Source organism: Sphaerospermopsis sp. FACHB-1194, assembly GCF_014696235.1.
GTDB classification, from domain to species: Bacteria; Cyanobacteriota; Cyanobacteriia; order Cyanobacteriales; family Nostocaceae; genus Sphaerospermopsis; species Sphaerospermopsis kisseleviana.
Window position 1 is genome coordinate 81,821 of the sequence record NZ_JACJPU010000011.1, and the last position, 22,502, is coordinate 104,322.

Below are 22,502 nucleotides of genomic sequence, written 5' to 3' on the forward strand. Positions count from 1 at the left end.
TTTTATAAATTCTTTCAATTATTTGAGGAGTTTTCTCACGGAAACACACATGAATGATGCAAGTTTGGAAGTTTACTTAGCAAGTTGAATCACTGTCAAAAACTAATCAAAAGTGGGCATTTTGCCCACACTACATTATATTTTTGGTAAATTTACAAAAACTAGATTTACAACCTAGATTTTAAAGATTACTGTAATTTTTACCTATTTTTTCTGCGAGTTGATAAAAATATATATTTTCTTCATCTGTAGCAAGTTGTGGTAATTTTCGATATTCAGATATTGCATAAAAAGCAATAAATTCAGGTTCTGACCATCCATTTTTCCAAATTAGTTTTTTGTTAGTTAAAATAATACCTTCCTTCCCATCATTCCAAAAACCAGTATTTTTCATTGCTAATATTTTTTCATCAGCTTCAAGTAGTGAATCTGCATAGCTAGATATAGCATTGGATAGCTTATCTATAGGAATATTAGGAGCAATTAAAAATCCTTTTATATGAGAATCTTGATTTAATTCCTTGTCAAGAAACCCTATAAAATCTTTTAGCTCAGGATCAGCTGGAATTTCCGTTAAAGTATACAATCTTGATTCCAGTTGATGTAGTATATTTGCATCTCGATGTTTTTGTCCTTTGAGAAATGACCACACTACAAAACCTGCACCAAATGCTATTAAAGATGCACCTCCTGTAATAACACTTAGTCCTCCTAAAGCTGAAATAATTGTAGTAATAGCAGCTGCTCCTGATAACGTACCTGCTACCTCCAACATAGAAGCAGCAGTCCAAGCAATGAGAACCGCACCTGCACCAGTTAAAGTTCCTGTTGTTGTAGCAATTCCTAAATTCTTATAATCTTCTGCATCCATTTGAGACACAAGTGCAACAGATAATAGTCCAGCTGCACCTATTAAAGCTGCTCCCCCAGTAACTACTGCTAAACCTCCTAGCATTCCCAAACCACCAGCAGCTACAGAACCTCCTCCTAAGTATACTAAAGTTGCTGTGGTAGATGCTCCTCCACTCAAACTACTAATAGCTACACCTGTCGCTGTTTGTGCTCCTAAAACATTGAGAACTCCCTGACCTATAGGTACAATATTGCTACCTGCTTTAGTAACGAAATTAGCTACACTTTTAACTCCACCAAAGTTTTTGTTGGCAGATTCGGCATCCTTTTCCGCAAAGATATTCTGTGCCATTAAATAAACTACTTTGCTACTATATGAAATATTAGAACCTAAAATAAATAAATTTAGAAGTTGCAAAGTATTTTGATCAGATATTTTTTGACCAGCCCGAATTTCTTTGTAAGTTCGTAAATAGGTTTCTTTATTTTGCAAACTTAAGTATTGATTATCTTGAATTAATTTAACAATAATTACATCTACAGTAAAAGCTCTCGATTTAGCACTTGCAAGTGAATAGATATTTTTAATGGACATAGGAATATCTGAACCTGTAATCATAGCTTCTAATTCCGTCAGATAACTAAAATCAGGCACTGGTTCTGAAGCTCTCACATATTGATATGTACCTCTAATTCTTTTCTTTCCATCTTCAGAGAGTTGAGATTTAGCTAGTGCTGTTTCAATCGCTTTTTCAATGATATTTAATAGACAAGTTTGATGAGCTATTTCATACCTTTGTCGAATTTGTTCATCTAAGTTAGATGAAGCTACCAAATATTGCAATAAATCCAGAGAAATAGTATCTTTTATATATTCACTATCTTCAACTAATTCATAAATTTCCTTTACTTGGGATTTGGTGGCATCTTTACGAATAAAATCAGCATTGTCTATTTCTTTATAAATCTTATCAGCTATTCTCACATCTGGATCATATAAACTATGAAAAATGAAAGTAACATCATTACCTTGCAACCCAATTTTAGGAATAGAAATGGTGTTATTTTCAATAATTCTTGGGGGGATTGTTAACTTATAAGAATCTCCAGACCTCAAAGTAACGTTTTGAATACCACCCCTTCTAGCAATATCATAAGGAACAAAAACATGATATTTTTCCTGGAAACTATCATCATTCGCACTCGCAATTTCTGGAAAAATTACATCTTTAGTTAAATAAACTCCAACACTAGAAACCAGCAGATTTAAAAACATCCGACGGTTAAGACTAAACAAGTCAGATGAATTATTGATCCTCTTCATACCTAAATACCTTCAAATTCAAAACGGTAGTATTTTTAAATGATTAAATTGTTTTCGTTGTCAACTTAACACAAAACCTATCATCTTGTCAAATTATTAACTTGTTTAGATATAACCCACATCAGTAAGTATAATGATATGGGTTTAAAATGTATATACTCACCAATTAAATATTTATGTATATTTAAATATAATTAATAACAGTGATTTTTATTAACACCAATAAAAACAGGTAATTAGTTGTCACCAATTACCCAATATCATCAAACTCAAACTTAATCTATGGAGAGATCACATCATCATAGTTAATAGCCTGAAGTACCCGATTTAAAATCACCTGACTACGAGGATTTATCACCTGAAGACGAATAAAATTAGGATCACTAGGTCGCCAAGTTACTCGATATTTCATACCATTATTATTCCAAGTATAAACTTGCCGATCATTAGTACCTGAAGTTACAGCCCCAGATAGGCTAATATAGGAATTACGATTACGGCGATTTTTTCCATAATAGTAATAGACATTATTATCAAAAGACAAACTTACTTCCCAGTCTTTATCGGCAAAATTTCCCTTGGGATAATTAAACTTTTGTGCCAGCGCCGGTTGAGTCATTGCTACATCTATAATTGCAGGTGTAGAAATCCCCAAAATTGTCGCTAATGTTATTGCTTTATAATTCATAAAACTCTCCCCCTGGGAAACAGGTAAAAAGTCTATATTTGTCTATATTTATGGATTCACTCTATAGCAAATCAATTTCGCTTTAAGCTGTTGTTTCTTCTTTATTGAGATTCCTGGAAATAAATAGTTTAGGAAACAGCAAACCAGAACTTTCTTTATATTCTTCAAACTCAGGATATCGAGACAAAGATTGATCTTTTTTCCGCATATTGGGAACAAATATCATGGCTATAAATAACCCCAGAATTAAAAAAGGTAGCCAATGCTGTGCTAACATGGCAAATGCTAGATAAATCAAGACTTCTCCCAAGTAATTAGTATTACGACATCTAGCAAAGAAACCTTCTGTAATTAGTCCAGTTTTGTATTTGAGTGTATAGTATTTTTGAGCATCACTAGCAAAGTGTAAAAACACCCCCACAATATTTAAAGAAATAGCCGCAGCTACTAATGGTAAGGGTGGAACAGTACCACTGCTAATAAGAATAAATGGTGCTACCCAATATAAACCTAAGATGATAAAGGTAATAATTCCCATCAAATTGGGCATTTCTTGTTCCCATTGTTTATCTGGGAAAATACGATCTTTTAGTAACCAAAGAAAACCATAAGTACCATGAAGGGCAAGATAAACCCAAGCTCCAATAGTAAAGTTATGGTAGAAAAACATTAGTCCTAACACTATAAAAAAAGTTAGACCTTTGTGAAAATTAATAGGATATTTTACCTTCATATTCTGGCTTTTTGTGAGAATTTTTCAAGTATTTAAATAAATAGAGAGATAGGAAAATATCGCCTATCCCTCTGCCATAATTACTTCTTCGCAATTACCCAAACTGCGTGAATAATACCCAAAATGTAAAAACCAAAAATTGTTAACAGTAAATTAATCCAAAAATCTTTGCCAAAACCAACTTGTAAAAATACTCCCAAAGGTGGTAAAAAGATGGCTGCTACGATTCTAATTAAGTCATTCATAATACTCTCCTGTTCATTGTCCACATCTCTATTATTAACATCACTTTCTCTAACTCGCATTCCTGAAAAGATACAGTAACCCGAACTAACACCCAGAAGTAACACCCAGAAGTAACACCTACATTAACCACCGCTGATTTTAGCTTTGTAACCTAACTTAACTAAAATCTCTAAAATCTTCTGTTTATGATCTCCTTGAATTTCAATTTCGTTCTCTTTCACAGTTCCCCCTGTACCGCATTGGGTTTTTAACTGTTTCAATAAAGCGGTTAAGGTTTCTGCTTTGGTTTGAAACCCGGTAATAACCGTGACTGTTTTTCCTTTCCTCCCTGCGCGGGTTGCTTGTACCCTTACATTTTGTTGGTTTGGGGGTAGTTCTTGTACTGGACGTTCTAAAGCAGGTGAGTTATCATTACCAAATTCTTGGTAAATTATACGTTTGTCAGATTTTGATTTAGAGGAAGACATACAATTTAATTCTTAATTCAATCCAGCAATAATCTCAAGTAGACTCAAATTTTTTCCTACTGCTATTTTAACCAATTACTGTTCACTAATTACTGACTAATATAGGACTTAGGCAATATTGGACTAAAAACCTGGTTCTGATGTAGGGGTAATTCATGAATTACCCCTACTTTCGTTCTGTTTTGCGTAAGTCCTGTAGTATTTAGAAGATTCTCATACAGCATTCTCTAAGTAAAATATTCTCACTCCTAACTCCTGACTCCTGACTCTTGTACGGGTGTTCGCGAAGCGTGCTGGAAGCATCAGCATTCGGGCGACTAATGATAAATTTTTATCCAAGGTTATTTCTGGAATGCTCCTAAATTATGATATTTTTTGTCAAGATTGGGGTAATATAAACAACCAATAAGAATAATCTGATCTATCATCACTATGTTCAAAACTAGATTATATGTATCTGATGGTACTAATTACGTACCTACTTCTAAACCGTATCGTCTCATAGGTGCGATCGCTGCTTTAATTCTTATCAGTCTGATCACTTCATTCGGAGGATCACTTATGAAGCACACTATTTCTAACTGTTGAGAAGGTTTTATTTGGGGTATCGCTGATCTAGTGATTGAGTTGGATCAATTAGCTAGTATTGTTGCTGTTGGTTTACTTTCTGCTAGGTTTGTAGGTGGTGCTTGGATCGGTTTAGCTTTTGTATTTGCTGCTTTATTTGAACAAATAATACATTTAGCTTCATTAAATCTACCAAGTATAGCCCCAGGTATAGAAATAGCGATCGCCTTGTTCTCTATTATCTGATAATGATTTTTCAAAATTGGGGTGCTCTAGAAATGATATACGCAGAAATAGAAACTAAAACAAACCGCTTAGAATCTTTAGAATCTATTGTTGAGCAAATCGGTGAAGCTGTGCTTTCTACTACCAATACTATTGAGCGTTTAGCTCAAAGAGTAGATGCTTTGATCGTACAAGTAGAATCACAGGGAAAACAATTACAGCAGCAAGGATATCAAATTTTTGCCTTGTGTGATGCTGTACAAAGTCTCGCTGAAACACAAAAAGATTCATTACAAGAAATCAATCAACTGACAAAATCTGTAGATAACATTGTGTTTTTGCTGCAAAGTGTAGATGAAGAAATATGAACTACCCCAGCTTATTCCCAAATCCAAAATCCAAAATTGGCATGATCAAACCTTTAATTGAGTAATTGCAATATTGCCAGCAAAACATACATCTACATCACTACCAGGAGTGCGATCGCGTTTACCATATTCACCAACATAATAAAAATTATCACCCTCTACTCGATAATTTACAGGTAAAGGTTTGGTACAGGGTAGACAAAAAACAACTTGAGGATCACCATCTCCCGGTAGTAGATGGGGTAAATTCACATTCCAAAAGCTACCAGGTGCTAAAGGCTTTTTCAGTAAATCTGCTAATATTACTGATGTCCATTTAGCAGCTAAATCCCAATTATAATTGAGTTTAGCTTTGCGATAATGAGAAATCGCCACACCAGGAATACCGTGCATTGCAGCTTCTCTCACCGCAGCAACAGTTCCAGAAATGTACGCATCCACTCCCAAATTACCACCAGCATTAATTCCTGAAAGCACAAACTTGACATCTTGACGAATTTGTGTTATGGCAATTCTCACACAATCAGCAGGAGTACCAGCAATAGCATATTCAAAATCAGAACGACGTTCTAATTTAATCGGTTCAGTTGTCGTCACCTGATGTCCACAACCAGACTGATGTGTTGCTGGTGCAGCGATAATTACATCTTTGTCATTTACCGCTTTCAGCAAAGCTTGAATACCTGGTGCGTCGATACCGTCGTCGTTAGTTAAGATGATTGTCATGAGATTTTAGAGTTTAGATTTTAGAGTTTAGATTGATTCGACCAATAAATCCTGAAATAAATCCTGAAATAAATCCTGAAATAAATCCTGAAATAAATCCTGGTAATTTTACCATCCAGGAATTATCCTCAAATCAGATGCTTTTGACCTAGATTATGTAGTATTTTGATTGCAAGAGTATTTTAGGATTCATTTCATGAAACAGCTACTCAAGCAATTATTTAGTGGTCATTCATACCTTACCCGTCTCATTGTACCTGTATTGGTGATGATGATGGCTATTTCTGTTTTTGTGACACCTGCTTTTGCTACTGGAGTATATCAAATACCCAACCTGACAGCAGATACCTGGATTGTAGATGAAGGTGATGTTCTTAGCCGTTTTAATGAAGGTCAAATCAGCGGTGCTTTTAAAGACTTGGCCAAAGCAACAGGTAATGAGGTGAGAATTGTTACCATTCACCGTTTCGACTATGGGGAAACACCGGAAAGTTTTGCGAAAGGACTATTTACAAAATGGTTTCCTACACCAGAAGCACAAGCTAACCAAGCGATTGTGATCGTTGATACTCTAACCAATGGTGCAACTATTGTCAGCGGGGATCAAGTGAAAACTCTCTTGACTGATGAGATCGCTAATAGTGTCACAGAAGAAACACTAGGGTCAGCATTACGGGATGGTAATAAATATAATCAAGGATTTTTGGATGTGCGCGATCGCCTAGTAGCAGTCCTTTCTGGTAAACCCGATCCCGGTCCACCAGCAGAAAAAGAAACTGTACAGGTAGAAAGCACATTTAGCAATGCGGAAGAAACTGACAAAAACAAAGGTAATGCTACTGCTTGGGTAGTAGGTTTGTTAATTGCAGCTACTGTCATTCCCATGGCAACTTATTATTTATACCAAATCAATCAGCCTTCCAATCAGGGGTAAATAATGAGGGAATAGGTAGAATTTTTGTAAGGAGTCAGGAGATCAAGGAGTCAGGAATCAGGAGTCAGGAGTCAGAATATTTGTTTGTAGCAACTGTATTCTGTATCCTGAATCCTTACGAATTTTTTACTTTACGGTTTTGTACACAGTTGACCATGAAAAATACTTCTCAACATCCCAAACGGATTTTATTTTTACATCCCAACTTTCCCGCCCAATTTCGTCATCTGGCCACAACTTTAGCCAAAGATGATAAATATCAAGTAGTATTTGGTACAAATCGTCAGGAAGGATCAATACCAGGAGTATTGAAAGTTATTTATGAACCTTCCCGCACAGCAGCACCCCAAACTCATCATTATATCCGCAATTTAGAAAATGCAATTCTCACCGGACAAGCTGTATATCGCATAGCAGAACAATTAAAAACACAGGGTTTTATTCCCGATATAATTTACGGTCATTCCGGCTGGGGTCCGACATTATTTATGAAAGAAATTTTCCCGAAAGCAGAATTATTATGTTTCTTTGAATGGTTTTATCATGCTCGCGGTTCTGATGCCGATTTTGATCCCAGTGATCCATTAAATGCCGATGATTTGTGTCGTATTAAAGTCAAAAATTCACCGATTTTACTAGATTTATACCATTGCGATCGCGGACTTTCTCCTACTAATTGGCAACGTCAACAATTTCCCCTAGAATATCATCAAAAAATCACTGTTTGTCACGATGGAATTGATACTAATTTCTTTCAACCCAAGCCAGATGCTAAATTAGTTTTACCCCGAATTAATCTTGATCTTTCCCATGTTTCAGAATTAATTACTTATGTAGCCAGAGGAATGGAACCTTATCGCGGTTTTCCTCAGTTTATGGAAGCAGTAGCATTAATTCAACAACAACGCCCAAACTGTCATATTGTAGTTGTGGGAGAAGATAGAGTAGCCTATGGAAAAAATCTTCCTGATGGGAAAACTTATAAACAATTAATGTTAGAAAAATTAGATTTAGATTTAACCAGATTACACTTTACTGGTTTACTTCCTTATACTGAATATTTGCAAGTTTTACAAGCATCCTCAGCCCATATTTATTTAACTTTTCCTTTTGTTTTATCCTGGTCAATGTTAGAAGCAATGTCCGCAGGATGTTTGTTAATAGCTTCTGATACTCCACCAGTTAAGGAAGTAATTAAAGATGGTAAAAATGGACTGTTGGTAAATTTCTTTTCTCCCCAACAAATTGCCGAAAAGGTGAATACAGCTTTAGATAATTCTCCAGATATGATTTCTATTCGTACCGCTGCACGCAAGACAATAGTTAATAATTATGATTTACAAACATTATTACCACAACATTTAGATTGGATGTTAGGTAAGACAGGTTTCGCGTCAACAATGTAGGGGCGTTCGCGAAGCGTGCTGGAAGCATCAGCATTCGGATGATAGTCTTAGGTAAAAACCGATAATTAATTGTCCGAATGCTTCGCCCTTAGAGGATGTTTGAAAGGTTTTTAATGTATATAGGACTAATATTTGATTTTTGAACAGAACTCCGTACATGGTTCGGCTTCGCTCACCATAAATACTGACAGCCTTCTTTCCCGTTCCCTGTTCCCTGCCTCTACGAAAAATTCATGAATCAAATCGGATCACTATAGGACTTACGCAAGATAAGCTGTTACACAGCTAAATTGTATAAGCTGTTACACAGCTAAATTGTATAATCCTAATATTCTGAACTCTTGTTTAACAGGCAAGATGCCTGTTCCACTTATACAAATTAAATGCACAACAGCTTATGACTAAAAACCTTATTCTTGCGTAGGGGTAATTCATGAATTACCCCTACTTTCGTTCCCTTTTGCGTAATTCCTGGTATAAATAAACCCCTCTCCAAACCTCTCCCCGACGCGGGGAGAGGCTTTGAAACCCCCATTCCCTTGTAGGGAAGGGGGGAAGGGGGGTTAGGTTTCTAGAGATTATCGGTTTTATCTAATACTTTTCAAACAACCTCTTACGGTGGTCTAAAGACATGAAAACTGCTGTAAGCGGACTTGATATAATAATTAATAATTAGCTAATTCTTTACTCGCTTCTTCTTTGAGTCGTTGACGAATAGACAAAGGTGCTATTACTTCTCCATTTGGCCGCCAGTCTCGTAACCGCATCAAAACATTAATATCCCCAGTACGTATCCAAGCTTGATAATAAATATCTTGTTTATTTCTGTGTTTGATAATATCTAATATTTGCTGCTGCTGGGTTTTGGGAATGTCTGCTGTAATTAAATTTGCTAATTTTTCATAGGCAATACGCTGGAAAGAATGATGGCGAAATGTGTTATCTACATACCATTGGGCAAATGCTGGCGGAAAACGAATGATCAATAATTCCCGTTGTAGGTAAAAGTTGAAACCCCAAGCTTTTTCTAATTCTGTCTCTACATATTCTGGGGTGGGTAAGTTGCCACTGTGCCACATTTCTTTTAATTCTTTGGGTATACCTGGATCTCCCCAGGGAAGAATTTGCAATTTTTCTGAGGCGATGCGGTCTAGTCGGTAGTTATGCCATGTTATATTTCCTTGGGGATCTATACCATAGGCGCTGAGATATTTGGCACGTCGGAGGTAATGCAAACACACAGGATAAACGGTTATTTGTACTTTGCTGGCTGTAGCTGCGATCCAATATTCAAACTGCACTACTCCAGCGGCTGGTATACGCCACAGTTGTTCTAACTGTTCTTGATAGTTATCTACCTGGTCCTGCATTTCTGAAGAAAGTATATAGTCTAAATGCAGAAATATCCGTTGTTGTGGTTCTTGGATGGTGGGGGATGTATGGGTATGATCTACTATTTGTTCCCACAAATTATGAATGATGATATCTAGGTTTGGCTGCACAAAGGATATGGACTCTAGTACGTGCAGTAGTTCCCAGGTTTGGGGTAGGGACAGTTGGGTAAAGGTTGCTTGTGCTGTTGCAGAAATTGTTGGTGCTGGTAGTTCGGTTTTAGAGAGAGTTTGATATTCTCCTTTGACTACTGTTTGCAGCCATCCTAAACGAGTTAGCTGTTTAAGATCATCTCTGAGGGAACGATGAACTGTGGCAAAGGGGGGTTGTTGTAGTTGTTGGTGCAGTTGTTGGGAACTGATGCCAGTGAGTTGTTGTATTTCTTGTTGCCATTGGGTTTGGCAAATGTGGCTATTGGCAGTTTGAATAATTTGCCATCCGCTTTGATGACAGATGCAGGTGGGGTCCTGACATTTGGTGGTTATTTGTTCGGCGTTGAGTTTTTCGCTTTTGGGGTGATAGTAGGAAAATAGGCGATCGCGTAGTTGTGCGTAGGTAAATTTTTTTGCTAAGTCCGTTGTCCAGTTTTCTTCCCCATACAGTTTATTTAATATTACCCATAGTCTAATTGAACGCTGCAAACGGTTGGCTAGTTGTCCTGCTGCTAACCAATGTAATATTTGCGGTGTGGGTGGATAGGGGAAGCTGTTCAATTTGATAATTGATAATTGATAATTGACAATTGTTTAAGAGGGTGTTTAAAATCTCTTGTTTCCAGGAGACAAAAAAACCAATTGCAGTAAGTATAATTTTCAATTGTACATTGTTTATTAGACATCTCCACAATAGAATGTATTAATTTGTCATAAGTTGTAGGGGCGAAGTAGGGGCGAAGCATTCGAGCGATTAATGATCGGTATTCACCAAAGGATATTTTCCGAATGCTTCGCTCTTACAGGGCGATAATTTATCGAAAAAATCAGACATCTAGATATCCCATAAGCTTCGCCTTGCCCCCATAAATAAGTTCCAGAATTTCTTTCCTGGAGATGTCTATTGTTTATTGTCTATTTTGGCAAGTTCAATTTTTTGTATTGGCACTGCAAAAGCTGATTAAATTACGCAGGACTTACGCAACAGGGAACGAAAGTAGGGGTAATTCATGAATTACCCTTACGCAAGAATAAGGTTTTCAGTCACATCTTGCGTAAGTCCTAATTTATTACAACCAAGCGATCGCATTTTTTAGTAATTCTATCTTTTTTTATCCCCAAGTTTTGTTTCCATCCCCTTGCGGGGAATTGGTTATGAAAAACGCAAGAGGCGCACTACCACTGAATTTGATTAACGCTTCTAGTCGTTTCCATCCCCTTGCGGGGAATTGGTTATGAAAAACTGGACGTGGAAGAGATAGAAAAAAGAGAGCTAAACGTTTCCATCCCCTTGCGGGGAATTGGTTATGAAAAACCTTTGTTGGGTATCACCAGCTTCGGGTTACAGCCTAGTTTCCATCCCCTTGCGGGGAATTGGTTATGAAAAACATATGTACTCTCGCAAGGGTGGTAAGCACGACGGAACGCTACAGTTTCCATCCCCTTGCGGGGAATTGGTTATGAAAAACATGAAGACGATGATCTAGACAGAGCAAAAGAATTTATCTCCACTGAGGTTTCCATCCCCTTGCGGGGAATTGGTTATGAAAAACCCTACACTCATGGAGACCTTGTTACAAATAGCTTTCAAGGGGCGTTTGCGCCAAGCTACGGAAACAACAATGTAACAAGCGAAGTCAGTATTTAATTTTTAAGGTACAGATTGCTGTTTCCAGCCAATAAATACAGAATAAAACAAAAACTTCCAGATGTCAACCCAAAAAACCAACATTTTTTGAAAATTACCAAAGATTACTAAATGTAAATCTTTATCAATTGATAATTGACAATTGATAATTGACAATTGTTTCATTCAAGGTTTAAAACCTCCTCTTTCAAGGGGAAAAAAATCAAAAAATGAGGTAATAACTGAATTTTATTTTGCTTGATTTCATCCTCAATAATTTGAGGTAATGCTGACTTAAATTGAATCTTACCCAAGGATAACTTAATTTGCATTTCCCAAATACTGACAACGCTTAAAAATACCTGAGTATTGGGATCACAAAGAAGTTGATAAACAGCAGGTGAAATTCTTAGAAAATCACTTGTCCACCAAATAAATACATTTTTCAGGTAAATAAACCACATTTTGATTTAGGTTTCGCGTCAACAATGTAGGGGCGAAGCATTCGGACAATTAATTATCGGTTTTTACCTAAGACTATCATCCGAATGCTTCGCCCTTACTGTGGTCTTAGGTTTTACCTAAGACTATGATCCGAATGCTTCGCCCTTACTGTGGTCTTCGGTTTTTACCTAAGACTATCATCCGAATGCTTCGCCCTTACTGTGGTCTTAGGTTTTACCTAAGACTATCATCCGAATGCTTCGCCCTTACTGTGGTCTTAGGTTTTACCTAAGACTATCATCCGAATGCTTCGCCCTTACTGTGGTCTTAGGTTTTACCTAAGACTATGATCCGAATGCTTCGCCCTTACTGTGGTCTTAGGTTTTACCTAAGACTATGATCCGAATGCTTCGCCCTTACTGTGGTCTTAGGTAAAACCTAAGACTATCATCCGAATGCTTCGCCCTTACTGTGGTCTTAGGTAAAACCTAAGACTATCATCCGAATGCTTCGCCCTTACTGTGGTCTTAGGTTTTACCTAAGACTATCATCCGAATGCTTCGCCCTTACTGTGGTCTTAGGTTTTTACCTAAGACTATGATCCGAATGCTTCGCCCTTACTGTGGTCTTAGGTTTTACTTAAGACTATGATCCGAATGCTTCGCCCTTACTGTGGTCTTCGGTTTTACCTAAGACTATCATCCGAATGCTTCGCCTGTGGTCTAAAGACATAGCGCAGGGTTGTTCCTGGTTCGGTTAAATAGAGTGTAGTCATAGGAAACAGGAAATTAAGAAAGTAGGGGTTTAGCAGTGCTAAACCCTTACAACACTTTGGAGGTATAAACGAAGTATTAATGTTTCCTCCTGTATCAGTAATCATTTTGCCTTGAGGTTAGAAGACCCCTTTTCTATCAGGGTGAAATAATACACCTATTGAATTGACAATTGATAATTGACAATTGATAATTTATGAAAGAGACAATTGATAATTGACAAGTTATGAAAGAAAACATTATTAAGGAGAAAAGCTTTGATTTTGCAGTCCGTGTTGTCAACTTATATCAATATTTAAATAACGAAAAAAAAGAATTTGTTTTATCAAATTAATTACTGCGTTCTGGTACTGCAATTGGAGCATTAGTCAGAGAAGCAGAACAGGCAGAAAGTAAAGCAGATTTCATTCATAAATTAGCAATTGCCCTTAAAGAAGCAAATGAATCAGATTATTGGATAGAACTAATGTATAAAACAGATTACTTCACAGAAAAACAATACAAAAGCATCAAAAATGATATCACGGAGTTAATCAAACTTTTAACTTCAATCATAAAAACCAGCAAGAAAATTGTTAATTGTTAATTTTCCATTGTCAATTGTCAATTGTCAATTGTCAATTGTTCATATTTACAAATACAGGAACGGAGAAAAGCTGATGACTGAACCTGCCTTACGCTTGCTATTAAGTGAAACCCTGATGGTAGAGGCTTTACATTATCAGGTTTTATTGATTGAATTAACTAGGAGCGATCGCATTATCGAACCCCAAGACTTAACAGGTTTAGAACTTCCAGCAGGAATTGATACAACCGGTGGTGTGGTAATTTCGGGACGCGCACCGATTTGGTTATATGGTTATCTGATCCATGAATTACATCCTACCGCTTGGGTTGCTTGTTATGATCCCCGCATCGGTGCGATAATCGTAGCTACTCACACTCGCTTAGTACAAATTGGACAAGTATTCAAAATCATTCCCCCCAACGGAAGAACCCAGGAAGGAGATACTACACCAGAACAACAATGGTCTAATTATTTTCGTCAACTGGGAGAATTGAGAGCAAATAATAGCGCAAATTCTCCCTTGACAAAACCAGAAAAATTGTGTCCAGCGTTGATGGTAGTTGGTCCCCCCGACAGTGGTAAAAGTGTATTTTCCCATGGGTTATTTCAAGCATTGCTCAAAGAAAATCCTGATATTTATTTACAACGCGCACATTGGGACGGTGAAGGAAATTATGTGTTAGAAATGGGTGCAGAAGCTACCGATGAAGAAATCGAAGCCTTTAAAGCACGTAATCGCGGATCTTTAACAGAGAGGTTTTTTCCCTACCAAGCGCAAGCTATTCTTCAGTTACGCAGACAAAAATCTTTAGTAATAGTAGATGTGGGTGGGATGGTGCAACCAGAAAAATTACCACTGTTGGAAGTTTGTACACATTATTTAATAATTAGTTCTCGACTAGAAGCGGTGGAAGGATGGCATAATTTTTGTGGTATTCGTGCTAATTTAATACCAGTTGGTGTCATTTTCAGCACTCTCACAGAAACGGAGATAGTTCATCAATTAGAACCTTATGTAGAAATGACTTGTGGTGCTTGGGTTAGAGGTAAAGCGCGTCCTATTCCTGATATTTTACTGGAACGGGTACAAGATATGATCAATTGATAATTGATAATTGATAATTGATAATGGTTTCATTCAAGGCTTCCGCCGTGAGCGTCAGCCGAACGGTTTGAATCTTTTGCTTTCTAGGAGAAAAAAAGAAAAAATTTCCTATTTCCCCATCCTCTCACGAATGAGAGACAGGTAATTGTCAATTACCATTAGACATCTCCAAAATAGAATGTATTAATTTGTCATAAGTTGTAGGGGCGAAGTAGGGGCGAAGCATTCGAGCGATTAATGATCGGTATTCACCAAAGGATATTTTCCGAATGCTTCGCCCTTACAGGGCGATAATTTAACGGAAAAATCAGACATCTAGATATCCCATCAGCTTCGACCTGTCTCCATAAATAAGTTCCATAATTTCTTTTCTGGAGATGTCTATTGTTGAAGAAGTGCCAAGAAGGAATAAAATAGTAGTCAAGCAAGGGAAAAATGGTGATGAAAGGTAAAAGTTCGGTAGCAATAGGAATTAGTTGGTGTTTAGCTTGGGGTAATGGAAGAAAACCGCAATTTGATATTTCTGTTTTGCGGGAAATGTGCGAAGCTTTGAGAACTGGGGGAGAAGTTCCAGTAGAGGTAAGAACTATTATTCAACAAGTGGAAGATTTGCAAAAAATTAACGAAGATGATTTTCCTGAGACTGTGGAACAGCTAAAAAATAATTATCTTGATTTATGGAATCAAACAACTAATATCGGTTTAGTTTATGGAGGTGTGACTAAGGTTAAGCAGTATGTATTTGAATCAGCTAAAATTCAAGAAGTGCGTGGTGCTTCAGCTTTGTTAGATAGAATCAATTTAATTGATTTACCTGCTTTTTTCAACAAAATTTATCAGCCTTCATTATATACAGATGACAACGATAGCAAACAAGAAGAAAACAATAGGAAAAAACCTGAAAATTTATATACGATTCAATGTAATGATGTAAAGAAATGGTTAGATGAAAACTTCTATCAAGATTACAAATTATCAGAAGTTCTCATTCCCGAATTAATCATCTATTCTACAGGGGGAAATATTCTGGCTTTTTGTCCTGCTGCTTATGTAAATGACTTAGCAGATGCTATTGAAAAACGCTATGCCCATGAAACATTAACAGCAAATTCCTGTGCAGTTGGTGAGACATTTAAACCATTAGAAATTAGATTTGGTTTACTCAAAGAAAAAATTGAAGATACACCTTGGTTAGATTGGTATAATCAGAATTATCAAAAACCGATAGTTCAAGCTTATTTTGGGTTTCCTAAAGATGAAAAAGAACGGTTAGAAGCATTCAGAAACCGCAAAAGTTTTAACGAAATTACCACCAAATTAGCGATTTTATTTAATCAAAGACGTAGCGGTAATGATATTCTTGGACGTAAAAACAACCGTCGTTATCCAGTAATGTTTGAAACCCATCCTTATTTAATGAGAGATGGGAGTGATAGACGTTCTGCTATCATGAAAGTAGATAAAAATGGTAGAGAAGTAAACTTTTCTGAAGCATCAGCCAGAAAATTCATAGTTGGTGATAGAACAAAAGATGGTGAAACACAAGCACCAGCATGGTATCGTAATACTGGTTTAAAATGGGATAGAGGAATATTTGAAAGTTGGGTAAAAAGATTCCATAACTTTTTAGAAAAACACCACGACTTAAAAGCTAAATATTATGGTAATTTAAACCATGAAGATGTCAAAATTGCCGAATTATTAACTCATGTATCTAATGCTAGTAAAAACTTTATTAGCTACATTTACGCTGATGGTAATAACATGGGAGGATATATTCAACAAATTCGCACACCAGAAAAATACAAAAAATTCAGTGAAGATGTAAGTAGAGCAACAGAAGAAGCGGTTTATTATGCAATAGCTGAAAGTTTACATCCTCATAAATTGAAAGGAATAAATGAGCAAGATTCAGATTTAGAAAATGGTGATTTAGTTCATCCTTTTGAAATCATTACCATTGGAGGAGATGATATATTTATCATTGTACCTGCTAATAAAACCTTAGAAATTTCCCAAAGAATAGGAGAAAAATTTGAAGAAATAATGGTACAAAGATCAGATGAAAAAATAGCAGATTATAGACTAAAATCTAAAAAACCAGTAGATCAGAAAAAAATCCATCGTTATCAACCACAAACAGCAAAACCTTCAGAGTGCAAACTTAGCACATCCATAGGCGTTTTAATTACCGCTGATGATACACCAATTTACTACGCCCAAGACTTAGTAACACAATTACTGAAATCAGCCAAAGAAAAAGCCAAGAAATTAAAAAAAGTAGAATATCATGGAGGAACAATAGATTTTATCACCTTAAAATCTGTCACCATGATTGCATCTAATATTAAAGATTTTCGCCAAGAAGCATTAACTAAAGAAAGTCCGCAGAAATTAAAACTCTATGGAGGACCTTACACATTACATGAAATAGGGGGATTAATTCAATCAATAGCAGCATTGAAAAAAACCAAATTCCCCAAATCACAACTTTATCAAATTCGTAGTTTATTAGAACGGGGTAAACATACAGCGATTCTCAATTATCGTTATTTTAGAGTCAGACTGAAACAGGGAAAAACAGAATTACAACAACATTTTGAAGATGCTTGGTGTTTACCAAAGGATGATAAAAATGGTGGTAACTTAGCACCTTGGATGTATGATACAGAAGACAAAGTTTATGAAACAATTTGGCGCGATATGGTTGATATTTATGGATTTGTAGAAGAACCAGAAACCGAAGAATCAGAAAACTTAGAAAATTTAATTGCGGGGGTTGAGTCATGATTAAATTAGAAACAATTAATAATTCAATCCACACAAAAACCATCACCGCTATCATTGACACAGCATTATGTATAGGTGCTGGAGGTTCATCTGGTTCACTTGCAGATAAACCAATAGTTCGCAACGCAGAAGGAAATTTACTCATACCCGCTTCCCAATTAAAGGGAAGATTGCGCCATGAATGTGAGAAAATAGTTAGAGGTTTAAAATGGGATGTTTGCTATTCTCCCAACCCGCAAACCATGTGTCCCCAAAGAGCGGGTTTAGTGGGAAATTTTACCAGAGAAGAGTATATAATACCAAAAGATAAAAAAACAGAAGATAACAAAAATTATCATTGTTTAATTTGTCAAATTTTTGGAAATCCGGTTTTACCTTCTCGGATAATATTTGATGATTTAATTTGTGAAGAAGAACCAGAAAACTTACCAGAAATTATTCGTCCTGGTGTAACTATTAACCGTCGTCGTCGCACTGCTGAAGAAAGTAAACTTTACTTTTTAGAAACCTCACCCCCAAATACAAAACTCAGATTTACAGGAAATATTCACCTATTAAATGATGCACCTAGCTATACAAAACCATTAATATTAGCAGGATTGAAACATATTAACGCTTTAGGTGGAAGTAAATCAGCCGGTTTAGGTTGGTTACATTGGGAATTACCAGATTTAACAATAGAAAAAGAAGCATGGGAATTTTTAGCTAAAGGAAGTGAGAAAGAATGAAAAAAATCGAATTAGAAATCAAAGCTTTATCACCTTTAGCAATTGGACAAAAGAAACCAGGAGGTAATATTAGTGAAGTAGAAACATTTATTCCTGGTTCAGTCATTCGTGGTGCAGTTGCTAATCAAATATTGCAACAATCAAATCAAGAAATTACAGATGGTGATGATTTTCATCAATTATTTTTGAGTGAAAATCCCGCGATTTTTCAAAATGCGTATCCAGGACATGGTAAAATTAAATCAGAAGTTAGGGTCATACCTGCAACTGCTTTAAGTTCTAAAATCAAACCAGGGTTTAAAATATCAAAAGGGGATGGTGTTTTTGACACCTTAATAGACCGTTTTTGTGCAGAAAATTATGGTCAAGTATATGATTTTAATAGTCCTGTACAACCCCAGAACAATGAATTAGAGGGAGATAGAGTAGATAATTTTACAGGATTTTATAGTCAAAATATCAGTAACTATGAGAAAAAAGCAGCCAATTCTCGATTATTAACCAGAGTTGGGATAAATAGAAGACGTGCAACTTCTGAAGAAAGTGTACTTTACAGTATTCAAGTTTTGAATGAATCAAAACAACATCAAAAAGAAGCTGTAATATATAAAAGTGCAATTTTAGTACCTGATGATTTAGCAGCATCTTTGCAGACATTCATTGATAATCATCAAGATAATTTTCGCTTAGGAGGTGCAAGTTCACGGGGTTTAGGGAAAGTAAAAATAACCGCTAAAAAACCAAGTGATATCAAAACAAATTTGGGCGATCGCCTGAATCAATTTAATGTAAAATTACGTAAACGATGGCATGAATGGAGTGATATATTTGGTATAATATCAGAAATACCAAACAAGAGAATTTATTTCACAATTGATTTACAAGCAGATGCGATTTTAACAGAAAATTGGCAATACACAACCGTAATTTCTGAAGCAATGCTCAAAGAATTTACAGGATTGGAAGATTCATCTTTAAAACTACATACAGTTTATAGTAGTTATGATTATCGTTCAGGTTGGAATGCTGCTTGGGGTTTAATGAAAGATATCGAATTAGTAACAAATAGAGGGGGTGTGTATTTATTTAGTGTAGATAAAGAAAAGGAAAAAATATGGATTGAAAAATTGCAAGAATTAGAAATAAAAGGAGTTGGAGAAAGAACTTCTGAAGGTTTTGGACAAGTGCAAATTTGCAATGAGTTTCATAATGTATTAAGAGAGGAAGCAGTATGAGTGAATTATCAAACCAACAGCAATTAAAAATTCAAAAAGGTATACTTCAATCTGAAGATGATCTAGTAATCTGGATTAAAAACGCCTTAGATAAAACAAGCTATGGAGACTTAGAAGAATCACAATTTCGTAACTTACTCCGTGTTGCTGACACTACAGATAGCGCAGAAGTAATTAAGAACTTTATCTGTTATCAAGTTGGAAGAGACAAGAAATGGGGAAGAGGTAAAGGTTCTTTAGCCGAGAAAATCATTGAAGATATTGATAATAATATCAAAAAAGCTGCTCAAATAATTGGTGAATGTTGCGACGCTGATTTTAAACCTATTTGGTTAGAATTAATTCGCCGTTATTTGGGATATGGCGCACGTCATTTAAAGTTTAAACGTGATGGTAATTCTTAAACAATTACCCAATATACAGCTAATAATTAACCAAGCAATTTTAAGAAATTGAGGTATTGAAATATGTCGGAAAAAGTAATGCTAGTTTTAATTGGAGGACGGAGTGCTGTTCCAACCGTTGCAGGAGTTCTTCAATTTCTCGATGAAGTTGATAAAATTAAGTTTATATTGTGTAAAGGAGGACAATATTTACAATATCAAAAAAATGTAGAAACTGTCATAAAACAGAACCGACAAGACTTAATTTTTAATAATGAAACTGATGTCATAACTGTTGATCCTAATAAATTTGATGAAGTGTATATGGCTACTAAAAAACTTTGTCAAGATGTCAAACAAATAAAATATGTAAACTTGACATCAGTTCCTCAAACTATGGCTATTTCAGTTTATAGCTATGTTCAGGAAAAATTTAAAGACGTATTGGTTTTTAGTGTTAACACCGATCAATCACAGATTATTCCATTAGTTTTTGGTAGACAACCTTTATCATTTAATAAGCGATTAACCGTAGAAAATTATGTCGCTATGTATGGACTTAACATATTTAGACGGCAATTAGTTTGTGAAAGATATATAGAGAATACAGCACAATATATAGTAGATAATCTTGAAATTGCAAGAAAAATTCTTTATGTAATCCGCAAAAATTCTGGAGATGCAGATACTATTAAAACAGCACCAAAAGGATTTAATATAAATGAAACAGAATTTACGAAATTAGGTGTATCAATTAGTGATTTAGAAGGATTTTTGCAAAAATTAGAAAGTTTATCGTTGCTCAGTAAATTGCAGAAATTAAATGGAAATATAAAATTCAGAATTGAAACGAAGGAGAATTATTCTTTCATAGCGGGTGGCTGGTTAGAAGTATTTGTATATTCTTCTGCTAAATTGTGTAAATTTGATTCTGTAGAAATAGGCGTGACAATTGATAACTATAGAGGTGAAATAGATGTCTTTTGTTTAAATAGTGCTAATGCTATGATTTGTGAGTGTAAAACTGGTGGAAAATTAAAATCTAAAGATTTGTATGACCTTGTATCAAAGGCTGATAAATTGGGATCTAATTACTGTGTGAAGATATTCATAACAAGCGAGTATGATATAGATGAAGAATTTATAAATACAGCGAAAAATAATAAAGTGGTAGTTGTATCAGGTGATAAACTCATGAATATAACTGAGATTTTGACTAAAGAAATGCAAGATCCTACGTATTTAAGGCGTTAAATCAATAAATAATATCTCATTTACATTTAACTCAACTTTATCTACTTTGTCTTGGTTATCTTAGCCGGTAACACACAGCTTTAATAGCTTAATTAAATCATTAATCATTTTAACAATTCATTGATCAGGAGAAAATTAAATCATGCCGAAAATTCTTTTTATTACAGTCGGTGGTTCTCATCAACCTATCATCACCGCTATTCGTGAATTGCAACCAGATCGAGTGGTTTTTCTTTGTTCTGATGGTCCCAAAGGTAGTAAATCGCAAGTAATAGGAAGCGGAACACCTTGTGAAGTAAGACGCGGAACAGAAGTAATTGAAAAGTTGCCCAATATTCCTACACAAATAGGACTAGGTGATAAATTTCAACCAGATAGAGATGTAATCTTGATTGAAGAACCAGATGATTTATCAGAATGCTATCTGAAAGCATCATTATGTATTCAGAAGATTCAGGAAACTGTTGCAGATGCTCAAATGATGGCTGATTATACAGGTGGTACTAAATCCATGTCTGTAGGTTTAGCAATGGCATCTGTGGATTATCAACTTACATTATATGTAACTACAGCCGTCCGCACAAATATTATTAAAGTTGAACGAGGAGAATTAACAGGACAAGCAACAGTAGCACCTGTAGTTGTACAACGGACTCTAGAACAATTTTTACCTATTTTCCTACAACAGTACAACTATCCAGCAGCGATCGCACAACTAAAACGTCTTTTATCATCAATGGCATTACCATCTGATATTAAACGACAAATCCAAACTTTATATGCTTGTTGTTCAGGTTTAGATGCTTGGGATAGATTTGAACATAGAGATGCTTTAGAGTTATTAGAACCTCAAATGAAAAATCCAGTTATTAGGAATCTAGTTCTATTTCTCAAACGAGTAATTAATAGTAGAGGACAAATAGATGAAAAATTTGATTCTAGTAATGGTACAGAAGGAAATGGTTATGAAATAGTTCAAGATTTAATATTAAATGCAGAAAGACGCGCTGAACAACAACGTTATGATGATGCAGTAGGAAGACTTTATAGAGCTTTGGAATTATTAGCTCAAATTCGGTTGTTGAAAACCTATGGTATGAAAACAGGTGATATTGATACTGCGAAATTACCAGAAAATTTACGGGATAAATATGAGAAAAAACGTTCTAATGTCAAGGGAAAAATCCAAATAGCTTTAAGAAGTAGCTATGATCTTTTAAGTGAACTTCCTGATGATCCTATAGGTAAAATATACCTAGAAAATGCTAATAAAATCATCAATGCTTTAGAAGTTAGAAATAACTCATTATTTGCTCATGGATTTAAGCCAATTACTAGCACTGACTATGAAAATGTCAGCGAAGTATTTGTTAACTTCATTAAATCTGCCATCAGTTCTGTAGTCAGCAATAAACCACAAATACAACCTCCTCAATTTCCAACTGACCTAGAAATTTAATCCCTTGATTAAGTCTATAATGTTCACAGAATAAATTTATTTAGTCCTACTGTATA

At 35.5% G+C, this 22,502-nt stretch carries 20 protein-coding genes and 1 CRISPR repeat array; of the genes, 11 read left to right on the forward strand and 9 right to left on the reverse strand.

Going from position 1 to position 22,502, the window contains the following annotated elements; all coding sequences use genetic code 11:
* Window positions 1-181: 181 nt before the first annotated feature.
* The 6 genes from H6F45_RS09160 to H6F45_RS26995 all read right to left on the reverse strand — a co-directional run bounded on the left by H6F45_RS09160 (window position 182) and on the right by H6F45_RS26995 (window position 4,649).
* Entirely contained in the window at window positions 182-2,176 is a 1,995-nt protein-coding gene (locus tag H6F45_RS09160) for a hypothetical protein (protein WP_190347029.1), read from the reverse strand.
* A 280-nt stretch (window positions 2,177-2,456) separates the two neighbouring features.
* Window positions 2,457-2,864, reverse strand: coding sequence for a hypothetical protein (locus tag H6F45_RS09165; protein WP_190347007.1), 408 nt, complete (start codon window positions 2,862-2,864; stop codon window positions 2,457-2,459).
* A gap of 82 nt (window positions 2,865-2,946) precedes the next feature.
* Window positions 2,947-3,597, reverse strand: a complete 651-nt coding sequence (locus H6F45_RS09170) for a DUF1295 domain-containing protein (protein WP_190347008.1) — start codon at window positions 3,595-3,597, stop codon at window positions 2,947-2,949.
* Window positions 3,598-3,677: 80 nt separating this feature from the next.
* A complete protein-coding gene (locus tag H6F45_RS09175; RefSeq protein WP_190347009.1) occupies window positions 3,678-3,842 on the reverse strand; it encodes a YqaE/Pmp3 family membrane protein in 165 nt (54 codons plus the stop codon).
* Between the two features lie 123 nt (window positions 3,843-3,965).
* Window positions 3,966-4,310: a translation initiation factor gene (locus H6F45_RS09180; RefSeq protein ID WP_187039285.1), complete on the reverse strand. Its 345-nt coding sequence runs from the start codon at window positions 4,308-4,310 to the stop codon at window positions 3,966-3,968.
* Between the two features lie 213 nt (window positions 4,311-4,523).
* Window positions 4,524-4,649: a hypothetical protein gene (locus H6F45_RS26995; protein WP_277876972.1), complete on the reverse strand. Its 126-nt coding sequence runs from the start codon at window positions 4,647-4,649 to the stop codon at window positions 4,524-4,526.
* A 279-nt stretch (window positions 4,650-4,928) separates the two neighbouring features.
* On the opposite strand from H6F45_RS26995, the gene H6F45_RS26485 reads away from it, so the two are divergent.
* A complete protein-coding gene (locus tag H6F45_RS26485) occupies window positions 4,929-5,123 on the forward strand; it encodes a HupE/UreJ family protein (protein WP_272111033.1) in 195 nt (64 codons plus the stop codon).
* Window positions 5,124-5,155: 32 nt separating this feature from the next.
* Window positions 5,156-5,470: a hypothetical protein gene (locus H6F45_RS09190; protein WP_096572738.1), complete on the forward strand. Its 315-nt coding sequence runs from the start codon at window positions 5,156-5,158 to the stop codon at window positions 5,468-5,470.
* A 45-nt stretch (window positions 5,471-5,515) separates the two neighbouring features.
* On the opposite strand, the gene surE is transcribed toward H6F45_RS09190, so the two are convergent.
* A complete protein-coding gene (gene surE / locus H6F45_RS09195; protein WP_096569753.1) occupies window positions 5,516-6,196 on the reverse strand; it encodes a 5'/3'-nucleotidase SurE in 681 nt (226 codons plus the stop codon).
* A 196-nt stretch (window positions 6,197-6,392) separates the two neighbouring features.
* Here surE and H6F45_RS09200 point away from each other — a divergent pair, with 196 nt between their 5' ends.
* Window positions 6,393-7,130 carry a TPM domain-containing protein gene (locus tag H6F45_RS09200; RefSeq protein WP_096569750.1) on the forward strand — a complete coding sequence of 246 codons (738 nt, stop codon included), beginning with the start codon at window positions 6,393-6,395 and terminating at the stop codon, window positions 7,128-7,130.
* Window positions 7,131-7,285: 155 nt separating this feature from the next.
* Entirely contained in the window at window positions 7,286-8,536 is a 1,251-nt protein-coding gene (locus tag H6F45_RS09205) for a glycosyltransferase family 4 protein (RefSeq protein WP_190347010.1), read from the forward strand.
* 665 nt (window positions 8,537-9,201) lie between these two features.
* Here the strand turns inward: H6F45_RS09205 and H6F45_RS09210 are convergent.
* Window positions 9,202-10,641 (reverse strand): TIGR03985 family CRISPR-associated protein, encoded by a 1,440-nt coding sequence (locus H6F45_RS09210; RefSeq protein ID WP_199291093.1) that lies wholly within the window; start codon window positions 10,639-10,641, stop codon window positions 9,202-9,204.
* A gap of 566 nt (window positions 10,642-11,207) precedes the next feature.
* Window positions 11,208-11,633: a CRISPR direct-repeat array (repeat unit 37 nt; unit sequence GTTTCCATCCCCTTGCGGGGAATTGGTTATGAAAAAC).
* A gap of 256 nt (window positions 11,634-11,889) precedes the next feature.
* Window positions 11,890-12,039: a hypothetical protein gene (locus H6F45_RS09215; protein WP_190347011.1), complete on the reverse strand. Its 150-nt coding sequence runs from the start codon at window positions 12,037-12,039 to the stop codon at window positions 11,890-11,892.
* A gap of 1,544 nt (window positions 12,040-13,583) precedes the next feature.
* Here H6F45_RS09215 and crn3 point away from each other — a divergent pair.
* The 7 genes from crn3 (at window position 13,584) to H6F45_RS09255 (ending at window position 22,446) form a co-directional block, all read left to right on the forward strand.
* The gene (crn3, locus tag H6F45_RS09225) at window positions 13,584-14,597 is read left to right on the forward strand and encodes a CRISPR-associated ring nuclease Crn3/Csx3 (RefSeq protein WP_190347012.1); all 1,014 of its coding nucleotides are present in this window, start codon (window positions 13,584-13,586) and stop codon (window positions 14,595-14,597) included.
* A gap of 441 nt (window positions 14,598-15,038) precedes the next feature.
* The gene (gene cas10, locus H6F45_RS09230; protein WP_199291094.1) at window positions 15,039-17,387 is read left to right on the forward strand and encodes a type III-B CRISPR-associated protein Cas10/Cmr2; all 2,349 of its coding nucleotides are present in this window, start codon (window positions 15,039-15,041) and stop codon (window positions 17,385-17,387) included.
* A complete protein-coding gene (locus H6F45_RS09235; RefSeq protein ID WP_190347014.1) occupies window positions 17,384-18,115 on the forward strand; it encodes an RAMP superfamily CRISPR-associated protein in 732 nt (243 codons plus the stop codon). The genes cas10 and H6F45_RS09235 overlap by 4 nt, the downstream gene beginning before the upstream one ends.
* Window positions 18,112-19,350, forward strand: a complete 1,239-nt coding sequence (gene csx10, locus H6F45_RS09240) for a CRISPR-associated RAMP protein Csx10 (RefSeq protein ID WP_190347015.1) — start codon at window positions 18,112-18,114, stop codon at window positions 19,348-19,350. Before H6F45_RS09235 ends, csx10 begins: the two co-directional genes overlap by 4 nt.
* Window positions 19,347-19,754 (forward strand): hypothetical protein, encoded by a 408-nt coding sequence (locus H6F45_RS09245; RefSeq protein ID WP_190347016.1) that lies wholly within the window; start codon window positions 19,347-19,349, stop codon window positions 19,752-19,754. The genes csx10 and H6F45_RS09245 overlap by 4 nt, the downstream gene beginning before the upstream one ends.
* Window positions 19,755-19,817: 63 nt before the next feature.
* Entirely contained in the window at window positions 19,818-20,987 is a 1,170-nt protein-coding gene (locus tag H6F45_RS09250; RefSeq protein ID WP_190347017.1) for a DUF1887 family CARF protein, read from the forward strand.
* A 142-nt stretch (window positions 20,988-21,129) separates the two neighbouring features.
* Window positions 21,130-22,446 (forward strand): TIGR02710 family CRISPR-associated CARF protein, encoded by a 1,317-nt coding sequence (locus H6F45_RS09255; protein WP_190347018.1) that lies wholly within the window; start codon window positions 21,130-21,132, stop codon window positions 22,444-22,446.
* The last annotated feature ends 56 nt before the right edge of the window (window positions 22,447-22,502 follow it).